Origin of the sequence: Micromonospora cynarisoli, assembly GCF_030518815.1 — a bacterium.
GTDB classification, from domain to species: Bacteria; Actinomycetota; Actinomycetes; order Mycobacteriales; family Micromonosporaceae; genus Micromonospora; species Micromonospora wenchangensis.
This window is the reverse complement of the sequence record NZ_CP130426.1, coordinates 2794531-2820942: the sequence shown is the minus strand read 5'-3', so window position 1 is coordinate 2820942 and position 26412 is coordinate 2794531. Positions and strand designations below refer to the sequence as shown.

Sequence of the window (26412 nt, the reverse complement as noted above, 5' to 3'; positions counted from 1 at the left end):
ACCGGAAGCAGGCCCACGAAACGGGCAGGACTGCACTCCCTTAACAGACTAAGCGAGGCGAGGTCGTCCGATCGGACACTTGCTCATGAGCGTTCGGTCGAGAGTTGGCGGGACCCGCCGCCCTCGGCCTTCGCCAGCAGGTCGCGGAACCGTCCCGCGCCGGCCACCGGGGACGACCATTCGGAGGTCATCTCCACCAGCCGGGTCTCCGGCCGTTCCAACCAGGACAGGATGCGTTCGGTCTCCTCGGCGGTGGCCCGGGGCACCGGCCCGTGCCCGCCCGGCTCCACCGTCTCGGCGGTCGCCCGGATCGCGGTGATCGTCGGTCGGGGGTGGACGCCCGGCGGGGACACCCCGGCCCCGGCGAGCCGCCCGTGCCGGACCAGCGCCAGCTCCCAGCCACCCCCGGCGGCGGGCCGGGCGGCGGCCAGCTCGGCTATCCGGGTCAGCCCGGCCAGCCGCTGCATCCGGACGGTGGCCCGCAGCACCGCCGCCAGTCGGGAGCGCACCACCGCCGCCTCCTCGTAGCGCTGCGCGGCGGCCAGCGCCTCGATCCGGGCCAGCAGGGCCTCCACCACCACCTGCGGGTCGCTGGTGGTGGCGGTGCGGAACGGGGCGACCGCGCGGTCGTCGTACTCCTGCGGGGTGATCCGGTGCTCGCAGGGTGCCGGGCAGCGGCCCAGCTCGGCCAGCGCGCAGGCAGGCGTGACCGTGCGCAGCGACAGCCGGTGGGTGCACTGGCGCAGCGGCACCGCGTCGTGGAACCCGGCGGCGGCCAGCTCGGCGGCCCGGGTGGAACGGAACGGGCCGAGGTAGGCGGTGTCGCCCGGGGCCAGGCCGCGCACCACCGACAACCGGGGGTACGGCCCACCGGTCAGCTTGAGCCACACCATCCGTTCCGGGTACTTCGACCGCCGGTTGTACGGCGGCGCGTGCGCGGCGATCAGTCGCAGCTCCCGGACCTCCGCCTCCAGCGGGTGGGCGCACTGCACCGCCTCCACCCGCTCGGCGGCGGCCAGCATCTCCGACATCCGCGCCCGCTTCTCGGCGGCGGTGAAGTAGCTGCGGACCCGGGTGGCGATGTCGCCGGAGGTGCCGACGTAGAGCGGCCGGTCGTCGGCGGCCCGGAAGATGTAGACCCCGGGGCCCCGGGGCAGCCCGTCGGCGAGGTGCCGCTTGCGCCGCTGGGTGGGGCTGACCGCGCGGGAGAACTCGATCGCCTCGCCGACGGTGTCGACCCGGTGCCCACCGAGCCGGGCGATCAGGCCGTGCAGCACGTCCACGGTGGCCTTGGCGTCGTCGAGCGCCCGGTGGGTGGGCTGGGTGGCGGTGCGGAAGTAGGCGGCCAGGGTGCCCAGCTTGCGGTTGGGCACCTCGTCGCGGCTGAGCACCCGCCGGGCCAGCGCCGCCGTGTCCAGCACCCGCGGGTTGGGCCAGCGGTAGCCGTGCTTCGCGCAGGCGGCCTTGAGGAAACCCACGTCGTACGGGGCGTTGTGGGCGACCAGCACGGCGTCGGCGACGAACTCCAGGAAGCTCGGCAGCACCTGCTCGATCGGCGGGGCGGGCACCAGCATGGCCTGGGTGATGCCGGTCAGCACGGTGATGAACGGCGGGATCGGCACCCCCGGGTTGACCAGGGTGGCGAGCACTCCCAGCTCCTCACCGCCGCGCACCTTCACCGCGCCGATCTCGGTGATGCCCCCGCCGTCGGGCGCGCCGCCGGTGGTCTCCAGGTCGACCACCACGAACGTCGTCGCGTACAGCGGCAGGGCCGGATCGACGCCATCGGCCGACCGGTCCAGACCGGCCAGCGTCTGCTGGACGTACTCCCCAGGTGCCACGGGCGGCAGGCTAACCGTTCGGTGCGACACTCCCGTCACCGCAGCCCCAGGGGCCCCTGGCGGCATAGGATGAGAGATCGGCTCACTCATCCGGCGGTGGGCCCGGTCGCGGTGGGAGACTTGCCCCATGCCCCTCACCGACCCGCACGACGGCCACCTCCCGCTGGAGGGGTCGTCCACCGCCGCGCCCGGGGCCGGCGGGGACCTGGGTGCGGGGGCGCCCGAGTCTGAGGCCACCCCTCCCACGAGCGACGGATCCGACGCCGGTGAGCAGGTGGACGGGCTGCCGGAACCGGAACCCGTCCTGCCCGAGCCGGTCCGGCAACGGATCGTGGCGCTCACCGCGGCGGTCCTGCCCGGTCTGCCCGCCGACGAGGTGCCGGTGCCGCTGCGCCGGGTGGCCAAGTTCGCCCCCAACCGGCGGGCCCGACTCGGCGGCTCGGTGATCGCCGCCCAGCTCACCGCCGACCCGCTGTTCCGGCAGCGGGTCACCGCCCGGGTGCTGACCGACGCCGGTGACCTGGGCGCGGCCGTGGTCGAGGGCACCGCACCGGCCGCCGCCGACCCGGTCGAGGTGGCCGCCCTGGCCTACCTGGTCCGCCCCCGGGGCTGGCGGGAGCTGATCGACGCCAGTGGCGCGGCGGTCCGGGCCGAGGCGGACAGCGCGGTCGTCGCCGAGCTGGTCCGCGAGGCCGAGCAGCGGGCCACCCGGGCCGAGCACGACCGGGCGGTGGCCCGGGTCGAGGCGGACAAGCTCCGCGACGAGGTGGCCCGGGTCCGCGAGGAACTCGGCCAGCTCCGGGAGGAGAACCGCCAGCTCCAGCGCGGCCTGCGGGAGACACAGGCCCGGGAACGCCGGGCCACCGAGCTGCTCGCCACCGAGCGTGGCCGGGCCGCCCGCGTCGCCGCCGACAGCGACGCCGAGCTGCGCCGGGCGCGGGCCCGGCTGGCCGAGGCCGAGGCGGCGGCGGGCGTGGCCAAGGCCAGCGCCAAGGAGGCCCGTTCGGTCGACGACGCCCGGCTGTGGCTGCTGCTGGAGACGATCGGCCAGGCCGCCGTGGGGCTGCGTCGCGAACTGGCCCTGGACCCGGTGGACAAGCTCCCCGCCGACTTCGTGGCCGACGCCTTCACCGACGCTCCGGCCGTCGCGCAGGGCGGGCCGGCCGCCCGCGCCCGGGACACCGACGACCCGGCCCGGCTGGACCAACTGCTCGCCCTGCCCCGGGCGCACCTGGTGGTGGACGGCTACAACGTCACCAAGCGCGGGTTCGGCGAGATGTCCCTGGAACAGCAGCGCAAACGGCTGATCACCGGGCTGGGCGGGATCGCCGCGCAGACCGGCGACGAGGTGACGGTGGTCTTCGACGGGGCGGAGCGGATGCACGGCCTGCCGCCCACCCCGCGCGGGGTGCGGGTGCTCTTCTCCCGCAAGGGGGAGACCGCCGACGAGCTGATCCGCCGGCTGGTCCGGGCCGAGCCGCCAGGCCGTCCGGTGGTGGTGGTCTCCTCCGACCGGGAGGTCGCCGACGGGGTGCGCCGGCACGGGGCGTACCCGCTGGGGGCCGACTCACTGCTGCGCCGACTGGCCCGCTCCTGAGCGGTGTGGGCGGACTGCCAGTCGCGGAGGGCGTTCTTGAGGCGTCGGTTCTGGGCGTACGCCTCATCACGTCCGTGTCCTCGCCGGGTGGGGTGGTCCGGGCAGGCGGGGGCGGGGTCGCGTCGTTCGGGTCGACACCACCCCGGAGCCCAGCACCCGCCCCGGGCCGGGTATCTCGGCGTCGAGGTGAGCGGGAGCAGCGACCACAGCGTCAGAGGAGCCGAAGTCACGCATCGGTGTGGCATCTGCGTACCCGCGACATCGACAGATGGTTACTAGGGTGCTGGTAGGTGAAGGGAGTGTGAGTGACATGCCCGTACTGGCCCTCGTCGTCGCGGCGGCACCGCCCGTCCTGCGGGTTGCCGAACTCATCGACCTACTGATCAGCGGCGGGTGGACCGTGTGCGTCACCGCCACACCCACCGCCGCCACGTGGATCGACCGCAATGCCCTGGCGCGCCGGACCGGGTACCCCGTCCGGGTCGAGTGGCGGCAGCCCGGAGACCCAGAGCCTCATCCCACGGCCGACGTGGTCGTGGTCGCGCCAGCCACGTTCAACGTCATCAACAAGTGGGCACTCGGAATCAACGACAGTGTCGCCCTCGGCATTCTCAATCAGGCGCTCGGCGCAGGGATACCGATCCACGCCTTTCCGAACGTCAAACCCGAACTCGCCGCACACCCGGCCTACGCTGCGAGTCTCCAACGACTCGCGGACGTCGGCGTGCACGTCACGGCGCTGATTCACGACGCAGGCTGGCCGTCCGTTGTCGCCGACATCGTGAGTCGAGAGGGTGCCGGGCCCTCCGCCTGAAGCCAGGGGAGGCGGGCGAGTCATCCCGTGTGCGCCGTTTTCCACCACCGCGGCCCGTGTTGATCACTGGTTGTCCGGTTGTGTCGTACCCGATGGGTAGTGTCCGACCTGACCGACGGTGCTCGGGTGGTGACGAGGGTCTGCCGCCAGACGCCGCACTGCGTCAGGAGGCACGATGCTCATCGACTGCGACGGCTGCCGGGTCCGGGGTGCGGGCTGCGCCGGCTGCCTGGTGACGGCCCTGCTCGACACCGACTCCCCGGTGGCCGGCCTGGGTGCCGCCGAGCACCGGGCGATCGAGGTGCTCACCCGCTCCGGCTTCGAGGTGGAGGTGTTGGCCCACGAGACCCGCCGGGCCCGGTCGACCCGCCGCCGGGTCGCCTGACCGCCCCGCCGGAGCGGCGGCTGGTGGACACCACGGCGGGGCCGCGCCGGCGGGCCATAGGATGGGCGCTCACGGCGGGAGGAGCGGCGGCATGACACGGGTACGACGCCACGCCCGCAGATCCGGTCCCGGGGTGCCCCGGTGACCCCGCGCGGCTGGGCGGTGCTCACCCTGGCGGCACTGGTGCTGGCCCTGGTCGTGGTCGGTGCCCTGCTGGTCCCGTGGAACCGCCCCCCGGCCCCCCGCGTCGACCAACTCGCCGCGCTGCGCGACCTGCCCGCCGACCAGGTCGCCCGGGGGCGCGCGTTGCAGGCGGCCCTGCGCCCCGGCCGCTACACCGGGATGGCCGTCGGCCTGCTGGTGGCCCTGCTGCTCGGGCTGACCCCGCTCGGCGCGCGGCTGGTCGAGCTGGCCGGCCGGCCGTTCGGCGACCACTGGATCGCCCGCGCGGTGCTCGGCGGGATCGCCGTGGTGCTCGTCGCCGACCTGCTCACCCTCCCGTTCGCCGCCTGGCGGCAGTCGGTGCTGACCCGGTACGGGCTGAGCACTCAGGGCTGGGGCGGCTGGACGGTCGACCTGCTCAAGTCGTACGCGCTCAGCGCGGTGCTCGCCGCGACCGTGCTGCTCGGCTTCTACACCGTCACCCGGCTCGCCCCGCGCTGGTGGTGGGCGTTCGGGGCGGCCGGCGCGGCCGGGCTGGTGGTGCTGCTGTCCTTCGTGCTGCCGGTGCTGGTGGAGCCGGTGTTCAACCGGTTCACCCCGATGGAGCAGGGGCCGCTGCGCACCGAGTTGACCGCACTGGCCGCCCGCGACGGCGTACCGGTGCGGGACGTGCTGGTCGCCGACGCCTCCCGCCGCACCCGGGCGGTCAACGCGTACGTCTCCGGTCTGGGGCCGACCCGGCGGGTGGTGGTCTACGACACCCTGCTGCGCGAGGCCACCCCGGCCGAGGTGACCAGCGTCGTGGCGCACGAGCTGGGCCACGCCAGGGACCGCGACGTCTGGACCGGCACGCTGACCGGTGCGCTCGGGGCCGCCGCCGCGGTCGTCGCGCTCTACCTGGTCGGCTCCTGGACGCCGCTGCTGCGCCGGGCCGGCGTCGACTCGATCGCCGAGCCCCGGGCGTTCGCGCTGCTGATCGCCCTGGTGACAGTCGTCGGGCTGGTCGCCGGCCCGGTGCAGGCGATGGTGTCGCGCCGGGTCGAGGCGCGGGCCGACGCGCACGCCCTGGCGCTCACCGGTGACCCGGCCACCTTCGAGGCGATGCAACGCCGGCTCGCCGGGGTCAACCTGGCCGACCCCGACCCGCCCCGGGCGGAGTACCTCTGGTTCGCCTCGCACCCGTCCACGGTGGAGCGGATGGCCGCCGCCCGCGCGTACGCCCGGGAGGCCGGCCGGTGACCCGGACCCTGCTGGTCACCAACGACTTCCCGCCCCGCCCCGGCGGCATCCAGTCGTTCGTGCACCACCTGGCGGTCCGCCAGCCGCCCGGCTCGGTGGTGGTCTACGCCTCCAGTTGGCGCGACAGCGCCGGGTTCGACGCCGAGCAGCCCTTTCCGGTGGTCCGGGACGCGACCCGGGTGCTGCTGCCCACCCCCCGGGTCGCCCGCCGGGCCGCCCGGCTGGCCCGGGAGCACGGCTGCGACACGGTGTGGTTCGGTGCCGCCGCCCCGCTGGGTCTGCTCGCCGGGGGGCTGCGCCGCCGGGCCGGCATCCGCCGCGCGGTGGCGCTGACCCACGGCCACGAGGCCGGCTGGGCGACCCTGCCGGGGGCCCGCGCCGCGCTGCGCCGGATCGGCCGGGACACCGACGTGGTCACCTACCTCGGCGACTACACCCGGGTACGGCTGGACCGCGCCCTGCGCGGCGTCACCGAGCTGCACCGGCTCGCCCCCGGGGTCGACGTGGACACCTACCACCCAGGGGTGGACGGCGCACCGGTGCGGGCCCGGCTCGGGCTGGCCGACCGGCCGGTGGTGGTCTGCGTCTCCCGGCTGGTCGCGCGCAAGGGCCAGGACACGCTGATCCGGGCTCTGCCGGCGATCCGCCGCCGGGTGCCCGACGCGGCGCTGCTGGTGGTCGGGGGCGGGCCGTACCGGGCCACGCTGGAGAAGCTGGCCCGGTCCACCGGTGTGGAACGTGACGTGGTGTTCACCGGCTCGGTGCCGTGGGAGGCGCTGCCCGCCCACTACGCGGCCGGTGACGTCTACGCGATGCCCTGCCGTACCCGCAACCGGGGGCTGGACGTCGAGGGGCTCGGCATCGTCTACCTGGAGGCGTCGGCGACCGGGCTGCCGGTGGTGGCAGGTGACTCCGGCGGCGCACCGGACGCGGTCCGCGAGGGCGAGACCGGGTACGTCGTCCCGGGGCGTGACGTCGCCGTGCTCGCCGACCGGGTGGCCACCCTGCTCGCCGACCGGGACCTGGCCCGGCAGCTCGGTGCGGCCGGGCGGGCCTGGGTGGAGAAGGAGTGGCGCTGGGAGACCCAGGCCCGTCGCCTGACGGACCTGCTCACCGGCACCGTCGCCCCCCGCTGAGCCGTCGGCCGGCCCGTGCCGGACAGGCCGGCGGGGCGCAGGCCCCGGCGGTGGGTCAGCGGATCTGTTCGAGGATGCGGGCGGCGGGGGCGGGCTTGCCGAAGTGCCAGCCCTGGCCGGCGTCGCAGCCGATGGCGCGCAGCAGGTCGGCCTGGTCGGCGGTCTCCACCCCCTCGGCGGTGACGGTCAGGTCCAGCGCGTGGGCCAGCGACACCAGCGAGGCCAGGATCTGCTCGTCGTTGCGGCTGGCCGGGTCGACCTGCGGGCTGCGCAGCCTGGTCACGAACTCGCCGGCCACCTTCAGCTCGGTCACCGGCAGGTCCCGTAGGTAGACCAGGTTGCTGTAGCCGGTGCCGAAGTCGTCGATGGCGATCCGGACACCCAGGTCGTTGAGCGTCCGCAGGGCCCGGACCGGGTCCTCCGCGCCGGTGCTCATCATGGTGCTCTCGGTGATCTCCAACTGGAGCCGTTGCGGCGGCAGCCCGGTCTGCGCCAGCAGTCCGCGCACCTCCTGCACCAGGTCGGGCCGGTGGACCTGCCGGACGGCGAGGTTGACGCTGACGAACGGGGCCGGTCCGCCGCCGGCCGCCCAGCTCTCCGCCTCCCGGCACGCCTCGGCGAGCACCCAGCCGCCGAGCCGGACGATCAGCCCGGTCTCCTCGGCCAGGCCGATGAAGCTGTCCGGGCCGAGCACCCCCAGCTCGGGGTGCCGCCAGCGGACCAGCGCCTCCACCCCGACCACGGTGCCGTCCCGCAGCGACGTCAGCGGCTGGTAGTCGAGGAAGAACTCGCCCCGGTCGAGGGCGGCGGGGATGGCCGCCGACAGGGCGTACCGGGCCAGCTCGGTGCGGTGCCGGGCCGGGTCGAACAGCGCCCAGCGGGCACCGCCGGCTGCCTTGGCCCAGTGCAGGGTGCTGTCGGCGGCCCGCATCAGCTCACCCGGGGTGGTGCCGGCCACCGGCCGTTCCACGATGCCCGCGCTGGCGGTGACGGTCAGCTCGTGCCCCTCGACCAGGGCCGGCTCGGCGACCGCGGCGAGCGCCGCCTCCGCCACCTTCACCACGTCGTCGGTGCCGTCGGTGCGCTCGACGAGGATGACGAACTCGTCGCCGCCGAGGCGGGCCACCAGGTGTTCGCCGAGCGCCCGGCTCAGCCGCTGCGCCACCTGCACGAGCAGGGCGTCGCCGAGCTGGTGGCCGAGGGAGTCGTTGACCACCTTGAACCGGTCGAGGTCGAGGAAACACACCCCCACCCGGGCGGAACCCCGCCCCGGGCCGGCGAGGGCGGTGGCGAGCCGCTCGGTGAACAGGGTGCGGTTGGGTAGATCGGTGAGCGGGTCGTGGGTCGCCTGGTGGCGGAAGCGGGACTCGCTGTCGCGTAGCGCCCGTTCGGCCTGGGCGCGGGCCACCATCGCCGCCCGCCGGATGGACTCCTGCTCGTCGAGGGTCCGGTCGCGTAACGCGCGGGCGTACCCGGTGGTGATGGTGGCGAGCAACCGGGCCAGCCGGTCGGAGATGTCGTCGCCGACCAGGCCGAGGTCGCGCAGCAGGCGGAGCTGGACGACCTCGACGGTACGCCCCAGCCCCTCCGCCGAGGCGATGTGCGCGGCGACCAGCTCCGCACCCACCTGGTGACCGATGCGCGGGTCGAACGGCTCGGCCCGCAGCGCGGCGGCCAGCCGCTCGGTGAGCCGTTGCAGCAGTTCCTCCAGCTGGACCTGGGTCATCGGCAGGTAGCTGGTGCCGGAGACCGCCTTGGCCCAGGCGCGGGCGAACGTGCCCGGGCAGGATGTCCGGGGGCCCGCCGGCTCACCCATCGAGACGCCCGACGCCGCCGAGGAAGACGGCCTGCTCGGCGTTCTCGGCGTTCTCCGGCGTGTCGGGCCGCCACTGCGGCACCCAGACCACCCCCGGATCGACGATCGTGAAGCCGTCGAAGAACGCGGTCAGCTCGGCGCGGCTGCGGATGCACAGCGGGTTGTCGGTGCGCCGGTAGACCCGTTCCGCATCGGCCCGTTCGGTCCCGCCGCGGGTGTCGTCGCTGGCCTGGGAGAGGACCAGGTAGCTGCCCGGGGCCAGCGCGGTGCGCAGCGTCCGCAGGGTGTCCTCGGGATGGTCGGAGTGCGGGATGAAGTGCAGCACCGCCACGATCATCACGGCCACCGGCTGGGAGAAGTCGATCAGCCGGGTCACCTCGGGGTGCGCCAGGATCGCCTCCGGCCGGCGCAGGTCCTCCTGCACGACGGTGGCGTTCGGGTTGCCGGCGAGGATCTCCTGGCTGTGCGCGACGGCGACCGGGTCGACGTCGACGTAGACCACCCGGGCCCGCGGGTCGGCCCGCTGGGCGATCTCGTGCACGTTGCCGACGGTGGGGATGCCGGAGCCGATGTCGAGGAACTGGCGGATGCCGGAGTCGACCAGGTGCTGCACCACCCGGCGCAGGAAGGCCCGGTTGGCCTGGGCCATCAGCGGCGCGTCGGGCACCGCCTCCACCATCGCCCGGGCGGCGACCCGGTCGGCGGCGAAGTTGTGTGAGCCGCCGAGGTAGTAGTCGTACATGCGGGCGACACTGGGGCGTTCGATGTCGATGTCGTCGGGTGCCCAGTTCGGTCGCTGCATCCCCAACCCCTTTGTCGAGTACCACCGCGAACATCGTCGACCGTGCGGTTCACCCGGGTATTCTGCCCGTCCGCCGCCCGGGTGCAAAGACCGTGATCAGCGCGCGACCGGTCCCTCACGGGACGCAGTCGAACCGGTGGTGTGCCGACGGCAGGCCCGGGTCCGGGGCGGACCCGGGCCTGCCGGCCCGGCGGGGGTGGCCCCCGCCTCAGAACTTCGGGGCGTCCGGCGCCTCGAGCAGGCCCAGCCGCAGGGCGGTCATCAGCGCCTGCGCCCGGTTGGCCGCGCCCAGCTTCTCGTAGAGCTTCGAGATGTGGGTCTTGGCGGTGGACTCGCTGACGAAGAGCTGCTTGGCGATGCCGGCCACGCTCATGCCGTCGGCGAGCAGCCGCAGCACCTGCCCCTCGCGGGGGGAGAGCTGCGGGCCGGACGGGGCCAGCCGGCGCTTCATCGCCTCGGCCAGGTCGGCGGCGGTGAACGCGCTGGGCGAGGAGGCGGCGTGCCGGGCGGCGGCCACCACCTCGTCGGCGGGCGCGGTCTTCGGCACGAAGGCACTCGCCCCCGCCTCCAACGCGCCGAAGAGCTGGTCGTCACCGGCGTACATGGTGAGCACCACGATGCCCATCGACGCGCTGGACTTGCGCAGCGCCCGGGTGGCCTCCAGGCCGCTGCCGTCGGGAAGCCGCAGATCCATGATCACGACGTCCGGTTGCAGCGCGCCGGCCTGGCGCACGCCCTCCGCCGCCGTGGCGGCCTCGCCGACGACCTCGAACTGACGGTCCCGCTCGAAGGCGTGCCGCAGCCCCTTGCGGATCAGATCGTGATCGTCGACAAGGAGGACCTTGGTACGGGTGGCCGGTGTCGGGCTTGTGGTCATCCTCGAATTACTCCACTTCTGCTGCTGCGCTGCCACGCACGTTATCGCGCCGGGGCGACGAACCCACCACCACCGCCACGGTCGTACCACTGGGTTGCCGGGGACTGATCTCCAACCGGCCCCGGATACGTTCCGCCCTCTCCGCCATGATCGCAAGGCCGTAGTGACCGTCGGTACGCTGGTCACCGATGCCGTGACCGTCATCCGACACTTCAATTTGTGCGTACGGGGGGTCCACCTCGCAGGTGACCCAGAGATTCGACGCCCCGGCGTGCTTGCGGGCGTTGGTCACCGCCTCCTGGGCGATGCGCAGCAACTCGGCCTCGGTGGCGGCCGGCAGCCGGGCGGTCGACTCGTCCAGCGACAGGTGCACCCGCAACCCGCCCGACGCGCCGACGGTACGGGCGTACTCGGCGATCGCCGCCGCCAGGCCGCCGTGCCGGTCCACCTCGCTGCGCAGCTCGAACAGGCTCAGCCGCAGCTCGGTGATCACCCGGGTCACCTCGGCGCGCAGGGTGCGCAGCGCCTCCGCGGTCTCCTTCGGGTCCTCGTCGACGTAGGCGAGCGCGTTGTCGATGCCGTAGCCGACCATCACCAGTTCCTGCGCCACCCCGTCGTGGATCTCCCGGGCCAGCCGCTGCCGTTCCTCGTTGGTGGCCAGCGACCGCACCTCGTCGAAGAGCAGCGCCGCCTCCAGGCGCAGCGCCGCCGGGCCGGTCAGCGCGGTCACCCGGGACACCACCGGCGGCGGGTAGGCGTGCGCCGCGTCCGCCTCCAGCACCACCAGCCCGACCGTACGGACCCCGGCGACCAGCGGCACGATCAGCGCCGAGACGTCCCCGCCGGTGTGCGAGCGGGCCTGCGACCGGGCCGAGGTCTGCGGCTGTTGGCTGGCCCAGGCATCGGCGATCGCCGAGTCGGCGTCCAGCGTCGTCTCCCAGTCGACCCGGTCCACCCCGACCTGGGCGAGCACCACCAGCCGCCCGCCGCCGCTGGCCGACAGCACCGCGCCCCGGTTGCCGGGGGCGACGGTACGCAGCTCCTCCAGCAGGTGTTCGGAGATGCCGCCCGGGTCGAGGGTGGCCCCGGGCAGTTGCCGGGCGACCGTGCGCAACTGGGTCAGCAGCCGGGTCGCCTCGGCGTACGGCTGGGGCTTGCCCTCGGCCCGGACCCGCATCACCTGGTGCAGCGTGCCGGCGGCGTAGAGGCCGAGCCCGGCGAGGATCAGCCACTGCGCGCAGACCGCCAGGTAGCCGGGCTGGCCGAGCTGCCGCCCACCGTCGACCTCGGTGAAGGCACCCGCCACCAGCAGGGTGGCCGCGGTGACCCCGAGCAGCACCGCCCCCTCGCGGAACTGCCGGCGCAGCGCGGTGACGGTCACCGGCACCGCCAGGTACGGCAGCACCGCCGAGGCGCCCAGCCCGCCGACCGACGCGCCGAGGGCGGCCTCGACGGCGACCTGGCTGGCGGCCAGCCCGATCACCACCGCCTCGGCGAGCCGGCTCAACGGGCCGAGCAGCCGGTGCTCGGGGGCGAGCAGGGCGGGCGTTCCGGCGACCGCCAGCAGGGCGATCCACCAGAGCTGGGCGGGATCGCGGGTGGCGATCAGGGTCAGTGCGCCGACCAGCGCGAGCATCACCGCACGCGCGGCGGCGGCGACGGGACGCGTCTGGGGGCGGACGGCTGTGGAGGCGGGCACGTGACGGATCGTAGTCAGCCTTGGTAGATCTCCGCGATCTCGGCCGCGTACGTCTTGTGGACGACCTGCCGCTTGACCTTGAGCGAGGGGGTCAACTCGCCTGTCGCCTCGGTGAAGTCACGGGGCAGGATGCGGAACACCTTGATCGCTTCGGCCTTGGAGACGGCCAGGTTGGCGGTGTCCACCGCGCCCTGGATCTCGGCCCGCAGCGCGTCGTGCTCCACGAGCTGCCCGACCGGGGTGTCCTCGGGCAGGCCGTGCGCGGCCAGCCACTTCGGCAGCGCTTCCTCGTCGACGGTGACCAGGGCGGCGATGAACGGCTGCCGGTCGCCGACCACCAGGCACTGGCTGACCAGCGGATGCGCCCGGACCTGGTCCTCCAGCACCGCCGGGGCGACGTTCTTGCCGGCGGCCGTCACGATGATCTCCTTCTTGCGGCCGGTGATGCTGAGGAAGCCGTCGTCGTCGAGGTGCCCCAGGTCGCCGGTGCGGAACCAGCCGTCGGCGAGCGCCTCGGCGGTGGCCGCCTCGTTCTTCCAGTAGCCCTGGAAGATCAGGTCGCCGGCGATCAGGATCTCGCCGTCGTCGGCGATCCGGATCGTCACGCCGGGCAGCGGCCGGCCGACCGTGCCGATCTTCGTGCCGGTGGGCAGGTTGGCCGCGGCGGCGGGGGAGGTCTCGGTGAGGCCGTACCCCTCGCAGATGGTCACCCCGATGCCCCGGAAGAAGTGCCCGAGCCGGGCGCCGAGCGGGGCGCCACCGGAGATCGCGTCCCGGCAGCGGCCACCGAGGGCGGCCCGCAGCTTGCGGTAGACCAGCCGGTCGAAGACGGCGTGCTGGGCGCGCAGCGCGAACCCGGGACCGCCCGGGGTCTCCTGCGCCTCGCTCCAGGCGATGGCGACCTTCTCCGCCCGGTCGAAGATCGCGCCCTTGCCGTCGGCCTCGGCCTTCTGCCGGGCGCCGTTGTAGACCTTCTCGAAGACCCGCGGCACCGAGAGCACGAACGTCGGCCGGAACTCCTGGAGTTCGGCGACCAGGTTGCGGGTGTCGGCGCAGTGCGCCATCGTGGCCCGCGCCTGCACCACACCGATCTGGATGAGCCGGGCGAAGGCGTGCGCCAGCGGCAGGAACAGCAGGGTCGAGGCCCCCGGCCGGAACAGGTTCGGCAGCACCGGCACCGCGTTGGCGATGTCGGCGTACATGTTGCGGTGGGTCAGCACGCAGCCCTTGGGGCGGCCGGTGGTGCCGCTGGTGTAGATGATCGTGGCAACGTCGCCGGCGCGGACCGAGGTACGGCGGCGCTCGATCTCGTCCGGGTCGACCGACGTGCCGGCGGCGACGATCTCGTCGACCCCGCCCAGCTCGATCTGCCAGACCGCGCGCAGCTCGGGCAACCGGTCGCGGACCCCGGCGACCAGGGTGGCGTGGCTGTTGGTCTCGACCACTACCGCGACCGCGCCGGAGTCGGCGAGGATCCAGGCCGCCTGTTCGGCGCTGGAGGTCTCATAGATCGGCACGGTGACCGCCCCGGCGGCCCAGATGGCGTAGTCGAGCAGGGTCCACTCGTAGCGGGTGCGACTCATCAGGGCGACCCGGTCGCCGGGGGAGATCCCCGCGCCGGCCAGCCCCCGGGCCACCGCCACCACCTCGTCGCGGAACTGCCGGCAGGTGACGTCGACCCGGGCGCGACCCTCGACGGTGGGCCTGACGAACTGCACCGCGTCGGGTGCGGCCGCGGCGTTGTCCCAGACCGGGTCGGTCAGGTTTGCCGCGTCGCCGATGGTGACGATCGGCGGGACGGAGAACTCGCGCACCTGCACTCCCTCGTGCTCGCACTGGCCGGACCGACCACGGGCCGGCATGGTCGAAACCTACCCGGCCGGCCGGGCGGATGCCCCAGCCAGGTTGCCCGTCCACCGGCCCGACCCCGGCCCGGGGGTGGAGCGGGGCATCCGTCCGCCGCGCCGGGTAGCCTCCCCCCATGGCGGACTCCTCCACCCAGTCGATCGTCATCGGCGCGTCACCGGACCGGGTCGCGGCGGTCATCTGCGACTTCGCGCGCTACCCCGAGTGGACCGAGGCGGTGCGCCGGACCGAGGTCGTCGAGGAGTACGAGGACGGCTACGCCAGCCAGGTCCGGTTCACCATCGACGCCGGGGTGATGGCCGACGAGTACGTGCTGGCCTACGAGTACGCCGAGGACCTGTCCCGCATCGAGTGGCACCTGGTGACGCCGTCGAAGATGCAAAAGTCCCAGCGTGGGTCGTACGACCTGGTCGGCAACCCGGACGGCACCTGCACGGTGACCTACACGCTGGAGGTCGAGTTGTCGGTGGGCATGCTCGGCATGTTTCGCCGCAAGGCCGAGAAAATGATCATGGATGCGGCGTTGAAGCAGCTCAAGCGCCGGGTAGAAGCAACCGGTGCGGCGTAGCGACGCGACGGCCGGCGACACGACGGAGGAGCCGACCATGGGCGCAACGGAACCGGGCTCGGCCCGGGAGGAAGCGGAACGGCTGGTCGCCACGCTGCTCGCGACGGCCCGGCTGGCGTCCGCCGGCGGCGGCCCGGGTGCGGGACCGTGGGGTCCGCTCGGTGGGATCGTCTCGGGTGTCCTCGGTCACAGTGCCGGCGCGTCCCGGTCGACCGGCGGCAACCACCGGGCGGAGGGTTTCGCCACCGGATCGCCCGAGTGCTGCATCTGTCCGATCTGCCGGGCGGTCGCCGCCCTGCGCGATCCCAGTCCCGAATTCGCCGAGCGGCTCGCCACCGGGGCGGGGGATCTGGCGGCCGGCGTCGCCAGCCTGATGCGCGCGTTCGGCCCGCCCGGAGCGGGGGAAGCGACCCCCGGGGCGTCAGGTGACGCCGCCGCGCCGACCGGCCCTTCCAATTCCGGAGCCGATCATGTGTGGCGCGAGGCCACCCGCACCGGGCATGATTCTGCGTCGGCGCCGGAGCGGGACGTCTGGTCCGCCGCCACCCGGGCGGAGGACGCGGTCGAACCGGCCGCCGCCGCACCGCCCGTCGACGACGCCGGGCCGGCCGCGCCGGCCCAGCAGGTCCGGCCCGTGGCCGACGGTCCCGTGGTGCCCACCTCGCGCGCGCCGGCCGGCGCGGACGGGGACGCACCAGGCGACGGGGCCTGACCACCGGACATCCCGGCAGCGTACGGCCGGTTTCGGCCGATGCCGGGCAGCACAGCAGAGGGGAGTGGCCGCGGTGACGCTGACCATCGGAGTCGACGTCGGTGGCACGAAGGTGGCCGGCGGTGTCGTGGACGACACCGGCAGGGTGCTCGTGCAGGCCCGGCGGGACACCCCCGCGGACGACGTCGGCAAGACCCGCGACGTCATCATCGAACTGGTCACCGAGCTGTCCACCGGCCACCGGGTCGACGCTGTCGGGATCGGCGCGGCCGGCTGGATCGACGCGTCCCGCTCCACCGTGCTGTTCGCCCCCAACCTGGCCTGGCGCGACGAACCGCTGCGCGACTACGTCGGCGCCGCCACCGGGCTCCCGGTGATCGTCGAGAACGACGGCAACGTGGCGGCCTGGGCCGAGTTCCGGCACGGCGCGGCCCGCGACGCCGACGACTCCATGGTCATGTTCACCATCGGCACCGGCGTCGGCGGCGGCATCGTCCTCGGCGGCGAACTGGTCCGCGGCGCCCACGGCATCGCCGCCGAGCTGGGGCACATGCTCACCGTCCCCGACGGCCACCAGTGCGGCTGCGGCCGGCTCGGCTGCATCGAGCAGTACGCCAGCGGCAGCGCCCTGGTCCGGTTCGCCCGCGCCGGCGCCCGGCAGGAGCCGCAGCGCGCCACCGCCCTGCTGGAGCTGGCCGGCGGCGAAGCCGAGGCGATCACCGGCCCGATGGTCACCACCGCCGCCCAGGCCGGCGACCCGATCTCGGCCGAGGCGTTCGCCCAGATCGGCCGCTGGCTCGGCACCAGCCTCGCCGACATGGCGCAGATCCTCGACCCGCAGGTGCTGGTGGTCGGCGGCGGCGTGGTCGACGCCGGTGACCTGCTGCTCGGCCCGACCCGGCGGTCCTTCACCGACGCCCTGGCCCAGCGCAGCCGGCTCCCGGTGGCCGAGGTACGCCCCGCCGAGCTGGGCAACAGCGCCGGCGTCATCGGCGCCGCCGACCTGGCCCGCCGCCGATGAGCGCCGCGCCGACCGGGCCGGAGCCCACCGCCGTCCCCGAGCCGACGGCCGGCACCGACCCCGTGGCCGGCCGGGTGCCGCTGCGGGTGGTGTCGTACAACATCCACAGCCAGCGCGACGACACGGCGGCGCTGGCCAGCGTGGTCCGCGAGGCCGCCCCGGACGTGGTGATCGTGCAGGAGGCACCGCGCCGGTTCCGGTGGCGGCAGAAGTCCGCCGCGCTGGCCGACTCGTTCGGCCTGGTGGTGGCCGCCGGTGGGCTGCCCTCGCTGGGCAACCTGCTGCTGACCAGCCTGCGGGTCCGGGTGACCGGGACGCACTGCCAACGGTTCCCGCTCACCCCGGGCCGGCACCTGCGCGGCGCGGCGTACGCCCGCTGCCAGGTCGGCGGGGCCCGGTTCCTGCTGGCCGGCTCGCACCTGTCCACCGACCCGGCCGAGCGGCCCGGCCAGGCGGCGCTGCTGCGGCGGGAACTGTCCGCGAGCGACCTGCCGGTGGTCTTCGGGGCCGACCTCAACGAGGGGCCCGACGGCCCGGCCTGGGCCACCGTGGCGGCCGGCCTGACCGATGCCGCGATCGCCGCCGACGCGGCCGACCGGCACACCTACTCGTGCGCCAACCCGCGTCGCCGTATCGACGCCCTCTTCGTCGACCCCCGGGTCGAGGTGGTCGGCTACGACGTGGTGGACACCCCGACGACCCGCCGGGCCAGCGACCACTTCCCGGTCCTGGTCGACCTGCTGCTGCCGGTCGGCGACTGACCGGCCGGCAGCGTCCCCGGGCCGGCCCTCGCGGCCGCCCGGGGGCGGGTTCGCGTCGCGTCGCGACACCCCCGCGAGCCGGGCTGGACAACGGGTCGGGGGCCCGGAAGGATGCCGGTCGAACCGGCGTACCTGGCCGCACATAAGGAGATTCCCGGTGTCCCCCTCCACCGAGCACGGCCGGCCCGAACCGGAGCCCACGACGCTCCCCGCGAACCGGGACGGCCGCCCGGTCTCCGACCGGGGCGACACGGTCTGCGTGATCGGGGCCGGGGCCAGCGGCCTCACCGCCGTCAAGAACCTCACCGAACACGGCTTCGGCGTCGACTGCTACGAACGCGAGACCGGCGTCGGCGGCGGCTGGAACTGGCGGCACGACCGCAGCCCGGTGTACGCCAGCACCCACCTCATCTCATCGCGGCCGTTCACCCAGTTCCCCGACTTTCCGATGCCGGACTCCTGGCCGGACTACCCGCACCACAGCCAGCTGCTGTCCTACTTCGAGCGGTACGCCGACCACTTCGACCTGCGCCGGCACATCTGGTTCGGCACCGAGGTGGTGCGGGTGGAACCGGTCCACGGCGACCGGTGGGACGTCACCACCCGCAGCACCGGCGGGTACGGCCCGGAACGCACCTCCCGGTACGCCGCCGTGCTGGTCGCCAACGGGCACAACTGGTCGCCGAAGCTGCCCCGCTACGAGGGGCTGGAAGAGTTCCGGGGCGAGGTCATGCACGCCTCGTCCTACAAGGACCCCGCCCAGCTGCGCGGCAAACGGGTGTTGGTGGTCGGGGCCGGCAACACCGGCTGCGACCTGGCGGTCGAGGCGGCCCAGCAGGCGTCCCGCTGCTGGCACTCCACCCGCCGCGGCTACTGGTACGCCCCGAAGTACGTCCTCGGCCGCCCCGCCGACCAGGTCAACGACGCGCTGCTGGCGCTGCGGGTGCCGCTGCGGCTGCGACAGTTGCTCTACCACTGGACGCTGCGGCTGACCGTCGGCGACCTGACCCGGTTCGGGCTGCCGAAGCCTGACCACCGGGTCTACGAGACGCACCCGATCGCCAACAGCCAGCTGGTCTACTACGTCGGCCACGGCGAGATCACCCCGGTGCCGGAGCTGGCCCGGTTCCACCCCGGCGGGGTGACCCTCACCGACGGTCGGGAGATCGACCCCGAGCTGGTCGTCTTCGCCACCGGCTACCTGCCCCGCTTCGAGTTCCTCGACCCGGGCGTCCTCGGCGACGCCGACGGTTCGGGTCGCCCCCGGCTGTGGCTGCACGCGTTCCCGCCGGGCCACCCGACGCTGGCGGTGGCCGGGCTGTTGCAGCCCGACTCGGGGGTGTTCACCCTGGTGCACTGGCAGACCGTGCTGTTCGCCAGGTCGCTGCGGCTGCGCCGGGAGCAGCCGCAACGGGCCGCCGCGTTCGCCTCCCGGGCGGCGGCCGGCGCGGGGGAGCGGTACGCGGGGAAGGTCAAGGACAGCAGCCGGCACTGGTTCGAGGTGGGCCACGTCGACTACCTGCGCGCGGTGCAGCGCGCCCTCGACGAGCTGGAGGGCAAGTGACCGGCACGACCGATCGGCGGGTCCGGATCATGCGGGGCCGGGAGTGGGCCCACCCGGTCCGTCCGGCCCGCCGCGAGGTGCTCGGCGTCGACCCGGAGCTGGAGGAGGGGCGTCCGCCGCTGTTGTTCGTCCCCGGGTTCGGGCACGGGGCGTGGGCGTTCGCCGAACACTGGCTGGAGCACGCCGCCTCGCGCGGTTTCCCCGCGTACGCGATGAGCCTGCGCGGGCACGGCGGCAGCGAACCGGCGCCGGGGGCGACGCTGCGGGCGTACACCCACGACGTGGTCCAGGTGGCGGCGGGGCTGCCCCGGCAGGCGGTGCTGGTGGGGCACGGCGCGGGCGCCCTGGTGGTGTCGCACGCGTTGGCGCGGTACCCGGCCCGGGCGGCGGTGCTGGTCGCGCCGGTGCTCGGCGGCGCGGCCACGGCCGGCGCGGCGCTGCGGGCCAACCCGCTCGGCACGCTGCCCGCCCTGTTCGGTGGCGCGCTGCGGCTGCACCGTCGGCAACTGTTCAGCCGGGAACTGCCCGAGGCGGACGCCCGCCGGCACCTTGCCCGGCTGGGTCGGGCCGGCCGGCGGGCGCAGTGGCAGTTGCTCGCCGGCCGGGCGGCGGAGCCGGCGGTGGGTCGCCCGCCGGTGCTGGTGCTGGGCAGCCCGGACGACCGGGTCGTCCCGCCGGCCGCGCTGACCCGGGCGGCCCGCCGGTACGGCGCGGCCCCGCTGCTCTTCCCCGGCATGGGGCACGACCTGATGCTCGACACCCGTTGGCGGGAGCCGCTGGACGCGCTCCTGGACTGGCTGGTCAAGGAGCCGGCACGGAGCTGACCGTCGGCATCGCACCGGGCGGCGACCCGCCACCCGGTGCGGTGCCTGTCGGCGGTGTGGTCAGCCGCTGCTGCTGAGCCGGGTGAGCAGCGAGCCGGTGTCGTCCAGGGCGCTGAGGTAGGAGCGGGCCCAGGCCCGGATGTCGTGCCGGTGCAGGTGGTTGCGCATCGCCCGCATCCGGTCGCCGAGATCGGCGGGTCCGGCCCGCAGCGCCGACAACAGTCCCTGCTTGAGCCCCTCCAGGTCGTGCGGGTTCACCAGGTACGCCCGGTCCAACTCGGCCGCCGCCCCGGCGAACTCGCTGAGCAGCAACGCGCCGGTGTCGTCGACCCGGGCGGCCACGTACTCCTTGGCGACCAGGTTCATCCCGTCGCGCAGGGGGGTGACCGCCATGACGTCGGCGACCCGGTAGAGCGCCGCCAGCTCGGCCCGGTCGAAGGGCTGGGTGAGGTAGTGGATGGCCGGTTCGCCGACCCGGCCGAACTCGCCGTTGATCCGGCCGACCTCGCGTTCGATCCGGTCCCGCAGGATCTGGTACTGGCCGACGCGTTCCCGGCTCGGCATGGCGACCTGCACCAGCACCGTGTCCCGGACCTTGACGTCACCGCTGGCGAGCAGTTCGCTGTAGGCCTTCAGCCGCTGTTCGATGCCCTTGGTGTAGTCCATCCGGTCCAGGCTGAGGACGACCCGCTCGGGATCACCGAGGTCGTGCCGGAGGCGGCGGGCCCGCGCGGTGACGTCCGGCCGCGCGGCCAGCGCCGCCATCTCGGCGGTGTCGATCGAGACGGGGTACGCCCCGATCCGCACCACCCGGTCCTGCACGCCGATCCGCCGGTCGGTCGCCGGCAGGCCGAGGACCTTGGTGGCGAGTTGGGCGAAGTTGTGCGCCGCCTGGGCCCGCTGGAACCCGATCAGGTCGGCGCCGAGCATCCCGCGCAGCAGTTCCGCCCGGCGGGGGAGCTGCATGAACAGCTCCGGCGGCGGGAACGGCACGTGCAGGAAGAAGCCGATCCGCAGGTCGGGTCGCAGCTCGCGGAGCAGGCCGGGGACCAGTTGCAGGTGGTAGTCCTGCACCCAGACCACCGCGCCCGGGTCGGCCGCCTCGGCGGTCGCCTCGGCGAACCGCTGGTTGACCCGCTGGTACGCCTCCCACCAGCGGCGGTGGTACTCGGGCTGCTCCACCGCATCGTGATAGAGCGGCCAGAGCGTCGCGTTGGCGAAGCCCTCGTAGTGGTCGCGCAGGTCGTCGGCGCTGAGCGGGACGGTGCGCATGTGCACACCGTCCACGTCGGGCAGCACGGGTGCGGGTCCGGTGCCGCCGGCCCAGCCGACCCAGGTTGCCGGGGTCTGCCGGAGCAGGGGGTGCAGGGCGCTGACCAGCCCGCCGGGGCTGCGCCGCCACTCACAGGCGCCGTCGGGCGCCACGCTGTCGTCGATGGGGAGCCGGTTGGCCACCACCACCAGTGAACTCTGTCGCATCTCGGGCATTCCGATCGGCAGGGGACCGACCACGCGAGCAAGGAACAACCGGGCAGTCGGTGGGTGAAGTGACCTACAGCGGTATTCCTACTGACCGTAAGTTACACCACTGTTACGTCAGGCGTGAGGGCTGTGGTGTCCCGGGATGCGGGCGGGCGACGGCGGCCCCGGCGGGTGCCGCAGCGAGTCAGACGACCGCGCCGTCGTCGGGGTCGTGATCGTCCTCGTCGCCGGGGCGCAGCCGCCAGATCAGCGTGACGAACCCGGCGAGGATGCCGGTGAAACCGAGCAGGGTGACCACCGAGGCGTCCACCGGCAGCAACGACGGGTTGAGGAAGAGCACGAAACCGAGCACGATCCCCAGCACCCCGACCACCGCGTACTTCGAGATCCGGGGCAGCGGCGGAGGCGGCGGCGGGGTGTAGCCCTCCTCCGGGTCGTCCGGCAGGTCGGCCCCGAAGGTGTCCAGGCCGTCCAGCAGCGACGGCTCGTCCTGCTGCCGGCCCCGGGGGGTCACCGAGATGCCGGAGATGTCGGCCGCGTACGGCAACCGGCGTACGTCGGTGGCGGTCGGCCCCGTCGGCTCGTCCGCCCTGGTCGTCGGGCCACCCGCGCGGGCGGCCGGGTCGGCCCCGTCGTCGATGTCCTCGGACGCCGGCCAGGGGTGGCTGCCGGCGGCGGGCGCGGTGTGAAAGGCGGCGACGAGGCGTTCCCACTCGGCGTCGACGTCCGGCTCGGCGCGGGCCGGCTCCGGCGTCGCCTCCTCGGCGAGCTGGGTGAGATAGTCCCGGGCGGTGGTCAGGTGCGAACGGTCCACGTAGAGCCGGTCGACCGGCCGGGACGGCACGGTGGTGGTGCGGGTGATCGGGTTCAGGTCGGCGGAGGGCTGGAGGTAGGCGGCGATCCCGCCCGCGGCGAGCACGTCGAGCAGGTGCTCACCGACCCGCGGGTCGACGTCGCCCGCGACGGCGTACTCGCTCGCGTCGAGCCCGTTGTCCCGCCGTCCCCGGCGGGCGCCACCCGCTGACACCGGACATCCTCCTCCGCGCACCTGCCGGTGCGGTCGTGTCGGCGCCCCGTACGCCGTGCTCTGAATCGTGACACGTCGGCACCCCGTTCCGGGAGTGCGTTGTGGCGTGCCGCTCGTGGTTCGTCGGCTGCGCCGTCGGCGGCGGGGCCCGACGGCGGCCCTCCGGCCGGCCCCGCCGCCACCCCCGCGACCTGCCCGGACGTCCCCCTTCCGGGGCCGCCGGCGGTGGGCGGGGCGGGAATCCGGTGCCGTACCGGCTGGTAGTGCCGCTGACCGCCGGTCCACCGCATCCGCCGGGCGCACCGGTTCCGGCGCGCGGGGGCCGGAGCTGCCCGCCGACGGGCCGGTGCCCCGGGCCGGTGGTCGGCCCGGTCGCCGCCGCCCACCTAGCACCCGCCCCTCACCCGCAAGAAGTCACATTCCACGCGAAAGCGGAATACCCCTCGGGCGGTCCCGGGGGCGGGCCGCCGGCCCGGGTGGCGCGTCGCGAGCGGGTGATCGACTCCTGTGGGCCCGAACAGCGCTGTCGGGTCTGCGGGACACCGCATTGTCGGCCCAGGTGAGTCGATCACCGGCTCGGTCGGCTCCGGTCGGGCGTCGCGCGGGTGGCCAGCCGGAGCAGACCGGGCATGCCGTTACGGTCGGCGAAGTCACGTACCCGGTCGAGGGTGGCCGCCGCCTGCGCGGGCTCGGCCACGGTCAGGGCCGGCACCGACAGCGCGGTGGTCAGCACGTGGTCGGTGGTGTCGGGCATCCGGGCGTAGCCCTGCGCCGCCGCCGCGAACAACCGGGCGGCCCGCCGGGCGTCCCCGTCGCCGAGGGCCAGGGTGGCGTCGGCGGCCCGCCCGGCCGCCTCCACCCAGGGGGTGATCCGGGGCGACCGGGCGAGCATGTCGTGCACCAGCCGGGCGGCGTCCGGGCCGAGCACCGCGGCGACGTGACCCACCGCCGGCACCCACTCGGCGAACGGGATCATCCGGGTCCGGCTCCAGTCCTCATCCAGCTCCACCAGCAGTTGCATCGCCTCCTCCCGGCGGCCCCCGACGGCCCGGCAGAGCGCCGCGTGCGCCAGCGTCGACTGCAGCACCCGGTGGAAGCCACTGCGCCGCGCGGCGACCAGCGCGTGCGCCACCAGATCCTGCCCCACCGCCCCGCCGACGGCATCCGCCCCGCCGGTCGCGCCCGCGCCGGCCACTCCTGTCCCCGCGTCGGCCGCCCCTGGGTCCGTCGCGCCCGGGTCCGGTCCGTCCGGTGCCGTCGCGCCCGGCGTCGGCGTGCCCGGGTCCGACCCGTCCGTCGTCGGTGCGGAGTCGGCCCGCAGGGCGCGCATCCAGCCGGAGACCGCCACGATGTGCAGGTCCCACTCGGCGGTCGGCAGCCGGGTCGACTCGGTGCCCAGCTCCAGCGCCGCCACCCAGTCCCCGGCGTAGTACGCCCGCGCCCACTTGTCGGCGAAGCTGGTCGCCAGGCTGTGCCCGCCACCCGGATCCAGCGAACGCCCCTCGTCGACCAGGCGGGCCGACCGGGCCAGGTCACCCTCCTCCTGCGCCGCCCAGGCGAGGTTGTGCACCGCCCGGCGTCGGCTGACCAGCCGGTCCACCCGGCACTGTTCGGCGACCTCGGCCAGTTCCGCGTACGCCTGCTCCTCGCCGGCCATGTAGCGGGCCACGGCCAGGGTGATCCGGGCGTTGGCCCGTACCTCGGGCAGCCGCAGCCGCTCGGCCAGCTCGGCCGCCGCGGAGGCGGCGACGCAGGCCGGATCGGTCTCGGCGTTGAGCATCCGGACCCGGGCCAGTTCCAGCAGCGCCTCCGCCTTCTCCTCGGACTCCGGCAGCTCGGCGTAGATCGCGTTGGCCCGGTCCAGGCAGCGCAGCGTCTCGGACCGGTCGGCCCGGCTCCAGGCGGCGGTGGCGAGCAAAGTCCAGGCGCGGGCCGCGCCGGAACGGTCCCCGACGGCGGCCAACCGTTCGGTGAGCCCGGTCAACGCCTCGGTCCCCCCGTCGACCAGGAACGCGTCCCCGTCCCGGAAGAGGGCCAGCTGGGCGGCGAACAGCTCCAGCCCCGGGTCGGGGGCCCCGCCGACCTGCAACGCCCGGTCGACCAGCGTGGCCGCGTTCTCCAGCGCGTGCAACTCGTACGCCCGGCGGGCGGCCCGGTGCAGCGCGGTGCGGGCCGCCACCGCGTACGGCGTGGGGTCGAGGCCGACCGTCCGGGCGATCTCGTGGGCGGTCCAGCGGTGGTTGGCCAGCACCTCGGCCAGGTCCTGCTGCCCGGCCTGGGTGAGCTGGGCCAGCCAGTCGGCGGTGCGCTGGTGGCGCAGCACCCGTTCGGCCCGGGGTAGCCGCTGGTAGCACACGTCGCGGACCAGGATGTGCCGGAAGCGGTACTCCGGCTGCCCGGTCATGGTGGAGGTGGGCAGCTCGACGACCATGTCCCGGCGCTGCAACCGGTCCAGTGCCCGCTCCACCCACTCGACCGTACGGCCGAGGGCAGCCGCCACGGGCGCCGGCCAGAACTGGACCCCGACCACGGCGGCGGCCTGGAGCACCGCCCGGTCGGCCGGGTCGAGCAGGTCGAGCCGGTTGGCGATGACCGCCTGGACGGTGCGCGGCATGTCGGTGGTGCCGGCCGGATCGAAGGCGACGCTCGGCTCCAGCAGCCCGCCGTCCATCAGCATCCGGGCGTACTCCTGGGCGTAGAGCGGGTTGCCGTCGGCGAACTCGATGAGCGGTGCCCGCGACGCCGCCGGCAGGGTGGCCTGGCCGAGCAGCAGGGAGTAGAGGGTGTCGATGTCCGCGTCGTGCATCGGTGGCACCGAGATGGACATCGCGCCGCTGATCGTGCCCGTCCAGGCCGGCTGCCGCTCCCGCAGCTCAGGCCGCGCGGTCGCCACCACCAGCAGCGGTACGCCCCGGGCCGCCGCCCCGAGCTGCTCGACGAAGGTGAGCATCGCCTGGTCGGCCCAGTGCATGTCCTCGAAGACCAGCACCGTCGGGCCCCGCCCGGCGAGGGTGAGCAGGAACCGTCGCCAGGCCGCCTCGGTCTCACCCGGGTTGAGCCGTTCCCCGGTCATCCCCAGCAGCGGCCCGAGCGCGCCGGCCAACCGCATGGCGTGCGGGTCGTCGAGCTGGCGCAGCCGGTCGCGGAGCCGGTCGCGCAGCGGTTCCGGGTCGTCGGTGTCCGGTGCGCCCAGCCACCCCTTGACGATGTCCGCCAGCGCAGCGTAGGTGACGTTCTCGCCGAACGGCGGGCACTGCCCGACCAGCCAGGTGACCCGCTGACCCGGCAGGTTGGCGGCGTGCCGGGACAGCTCACGCAGCAACCGGCTCTTGCCCACCCCGGCCGGCCCGAAGACGGTCACCAGCTGGGAGGTGCGTTCGGTGACCGTCCGGTGCAGGGCGCTGACCAGCAGGCCCCGTTCGTGTTCCCGGTCGACCATCGGGGTCAGCTCGGCGGCCTGCGGGTCGGTCCGGGGCCGGGCCCGCACGGCGAGCCAGATCCGGCTCACCGTGGAACGTCCCCGCAGGGTGACCGGCGGCCGGTCGACGTAGTCCAACTCGTGCCGGGTGGCCGACCAGGTGCTCTCGTCGACGACCACCCCGCCGGTGGGGGCCAGCGCCTGCAACCGGGAGGCGGTGTTCACCACGTCGCCGGTGACGAACGCCTGACCGCCGTCGCGGGTGGCGGAGAGGTCGACCAGCGCCTCGCCGGTGGCCACGCCGACCCGGAAACCCAGCGGCGGGTGCGGGCCGGCGGCCTGCCGGGCCAGGTTCCGTTGCAGCTCCAGCCCGGCCCGTACGCAGCGCAGCGCGTCGTTGTCGGTGGCGACCGGGGCACCGAACAGCGCCATCACCGCGTCGCCGATGTACTTTTCCACCACCCCGCCGTACTGGTGGACCAGCTTGCGGACGGTGGCGAAGTACGCCTGCTGGAGGCTGCGTGCCTGCTCCGGGTCGGCCCGTTCGGCGTACGTGGTGAAGTCGACGATGTCGATGAACAGCACGCTGACCTGGCGGCGGTCCTCCTGCACGGTGACCGCGTGGTCGCGCAGCGGCTGCCCGCAGTTGGTGCAGAAATTGGCCTCGGGACTGTTGCCGTGCCCGCAGGAGGCACAGGTGAGCGTCAGCGCCTGTCCGCAGCCGCCGCAGAAGCGGTCGTCCGGGCCTGCCGCCCGAGAGCAGTGTCCACACTTGAGGTCGATGACGAACTCCGTACGTGA

General features: G+C 74.5%; 20 protein-coding genes. 11 read left to right on the top strand and 9 right to left on the bottom strand.

The window, feature by feature from the left end:
- Positions 1 to 83 precede the first annotated feature (83 nt).
- A complete protein-coding gene (locus tag Q2K16_RS11570) occupies positions 84 to 1841 on the bottom strand; it encodes a DEDD exonuclease domain-containing protein (RefSeq protein WP_302745311.1) in 1758 nt (585 codons plus the stop codon).
- Positions 1842 to 1968: 127 nt separating this feature from the next.
- Here Q2K16_RS11570 and Q2K16_RS11565 point away from each other — a divergent pair, with 127 nt between their 5' ends.
- The 5 genes from Q2K16_RS11565 (at position 1969) to Q2K16_RS11545 (ending at position 7174) form a co-directional block, all read left to right on the top strand.
- A complete protein-coding gene (locus Q2K16_RS11565; protein ID WP_302745310.1) occupies positions 1969 to 3438 on the top strand; it encodes an NYN domain-containing protein in 1470 nt (489 codons plus the stop codon).
- A gap of 310 nt (positions 3439 to 3748) precedes the next feature.
- Positions 3749 to 4252: a flavoprotein gene (locus Q2K16_RS11560; RefSeq protein WP_302745308.1), complete on the top strand. Its 504-nt coding sequence runs from the start codon at positions 3749 to 3751 to the stop codon at positions 4250 to 4252.
- 175 nt (positions 4253 to 4427) lie between these two features.
- Complete coding sequence (locus tag Q2K16_RS11555; RefSeq protein ID WP_302745307.1) at positions 4428 to 4637, top strand: hypothetical protein; 210 nt, start codon at positions 4428 to 4430, stop codon at positions 4635 to 4637.
- A gap of 141 nt (positions 4638 to 4778) precedes the next feature.
- A complete protein-coding gene (locus tag Q2K16_RS11550; protein WP_302745306.1) occupies positions 4779 to 6038 on the top strand; it encodes a M48 family metallopeptidase in 1260 nt (419 codons plus the stop codon).
- Entirely contained in the window at positions 6035 to 7174 is a 1140-nt protein-coding gene (locus Q2K16_RS11545; RefSeq protein WP_302745305.1) for a glycosyltransferase family 4 protein, read from the top strand. Before Q2K16_RS11550 ends, Q2K16_RS11545 begins: the two co-directional genes overlap by 4 nt.
- A gap of 55 nt (positions 7175 to 7229) precedes the next feature.
- Here Q2K16_RS11545 and Q2K16_RS11540 read toward each other — a convergent pair whose 3' ends face one another.
- The 5 genes from Q2K16_RS11540 to Q2K16_RS11520 all read right to left on the bottom strand — a co-directional run bounded on the left by Q2K16_RS11540 (position 7230) and on the right by Q2K16_RS11520 (position 14182).
- The gene (locus Q2K16_RS11540) at positions 7230 to 8990 is read right to left on the bottom strand and encodes a putative bifunctional diguanylate cyclase/phosphodiesterase (RefSeq protein ID WP_302745303.1); all 1761 of its coding nucleotides are present in this window, start codon (positions 8988 to 8990) and stop codon (positions 7230 to 7232) included.
- Complete coding sequence (locus Q2K16_RS11535) at positions 8983 to 9792, bottom strand: SAM-dependent methyltransferase (RefSeq protein WP_302745301.1); 810 nt, start codon at positions 9790 to 9792, stop codon at positions 8983 to 8985. The genes Q2K16_RS11540 and Q2K16_RS11535 overlap by 8 nt, the downstream gene beginning before the upstream one ends.
- 208 nt (positions 9793 to 10000) lie before the next feature.
- Positions 10001 to 10669 (bottom strand): response regulator transcription factor, encoded by a 669-nt coding sequence (locus Q2K16_RS11530; protein WP_007072219.1) that lies wholly within the window; start codon positions 10667 to 10669, stop codon positions 10001 to 10003.
- A gap of 7 nt (positions 10670 to 10676) precedes the next feature.
- A complete protein-coding gene (locus tag Q2K16_RS11525) occupies positions 10677 to 12368 on the bottom strand; it encodes a GAF domain-containing sensor histidine kinase (RefSeq protein ID WP_302745278.1) in 1692 nt (563 codons plus the stop codon).
- 14 nt (positions 12369 to 12382) lie between these two features.
- Complete coding sequence (locus tag Q2K16_RS11520) at positions 12383 to 14182, bottom strand: AMP-dependent synthetase/ligase (RefSeq protein WP_302745276.1); 1800 nt, start codon at positions 14180 to 14182, stop codon at positions 12383 to 12385.
- A 167-nt stretch (positions 14183 to 14349) separates the two neighbouring features.
- On the opposite strand from Q2K16_RS11520, the gene Q2K16_RS11515 reads away from it, so the two are divergent.
- The 6 genes from Q2K16_RS11515 (at position 14350) to Q2K16_RS11490 (ending at position 19684) form a co-directional block, all read left to right on the top strand.
- Positions 14350 to 14802 carry an SRPBCC family protein gene (locus tag Q2K16_RS11515; protein WP_302745274.1) on the top strand — a complete coding sequence of 151 codons (453 nt, stop codon included), beginning with the start codon at positions 14350 to 14352 and terminating at the stop codon, positions 14800 to 14802.
- Between the two features lie 37 nt (positions 14803 to 14839).
- Positions 14840 to 15514 carry a hypothetical protein gene (locus Q2K16_RS11510; RefSeq protein WP_302745272.1) on the top strand — a complete coding sequence of 225 codons (675 nt, stop codon included), beginning with the start codon at positions 14840 to 14842 and terminating at the stop codon, positions 15512 to 15514.
- A gap of 73 nt (positions 15515 to 15587) precedes the next feature.
- Entirely contained in the window at positions 15588 to 16535 is a 948-nt protein-coding gene (locus Q2K16_RS11505; protein ID WP_302745270.1) for an ROK family glucokinase, read from the top strand.
- 74 nt (positions 16536 to 16609) lie between these two features.
- The gene (locus Q2K16_RS11500; RefSeq protein ID WP_302746444.1) at positions 16610 to 17296 is read left to right on the top strand and encodes an endonuclease/exonuclease/phosphatase family protein; all 687 of its coding nucleotides are present in this window, start codon (positions 16610 to 16612) and stop codon (positions 17294 to 17296) included.
- A gap of 157 nt (positions 17297 to 17453) precedes the next feature.
- Positions 17454 to 18860, top strand: a complete 1407-nt coding sequence (locus Q2K16_RS11495) for a flavin-containing monooxygenase (RefSeq protein ID WP_302745268.1) — start codon at positions 17454 to 17456, stop codon at positions 18858 to 18860.
- Between the two features lie 29 nt (positions 18861 to 18889).
- Positions 18890 to 19684: an alpha/beta hydrolase gene (locus Q2K16_RS11490; RefSeq protein WP_302746443.1), complete on the top strand. Its 795-nt coding sequence runs from the start codon at positions 18890 to 18892 to the stop codon at positions 19682 to 19684.
- A gap of 60 nt (positions 19685 to 19744) precedes the next feature.
- On the opposite strand, the gene Q2K16_RS11485 is transcribed toward Q2K16_RS11490, so the two are convergent.
- The 3 genes from Q2K16_RS11485 to Q2K16_RS11475 form a co-directional block, all read right to left on the bottom strand.
- The gene (locus tag Q2K16_RS11485; RefSeq protein WP_302745266.1) at positions 19745 to 21163 is read right to left on the bottom strand and encodes an alpha,alpha-trehalose-phosphate synthase (UDP-forming); all 1419 of its coding nucleotides are present in this window, start codon (positions 21161 to 21163) and stop codon (positions 19745 to 19747) included.
- A gap of 187 nt (positions 21164 to 21350) precedes the next feature.
- Positions 21351 to 22193 (bottom strand): DUF308 domain-containing protein, encoded by an 843-nt coding sequence (locus Q2K16_RS11480; RefSeq protein ID WP_302745264.1) that lies wholly within the window; start codon positions 22191 to 22193, stop codon positions 21351 to 21353.
- 568 nt (positions 22194 to 22761) lie between these two features.
- Positions 22762 to 26394, bottom strand: a complete 3633-nt coding sequence (locus tag Q2K16_RS11475) for an AAA family ATPase (RefSeq protein ID WP_302746442.1) — start codon at positions 26392 to 26394, stop codon at positions 22762 to 22764.
- Positions 26395 to 26412 lie beyond the last annotated feature (18 nt).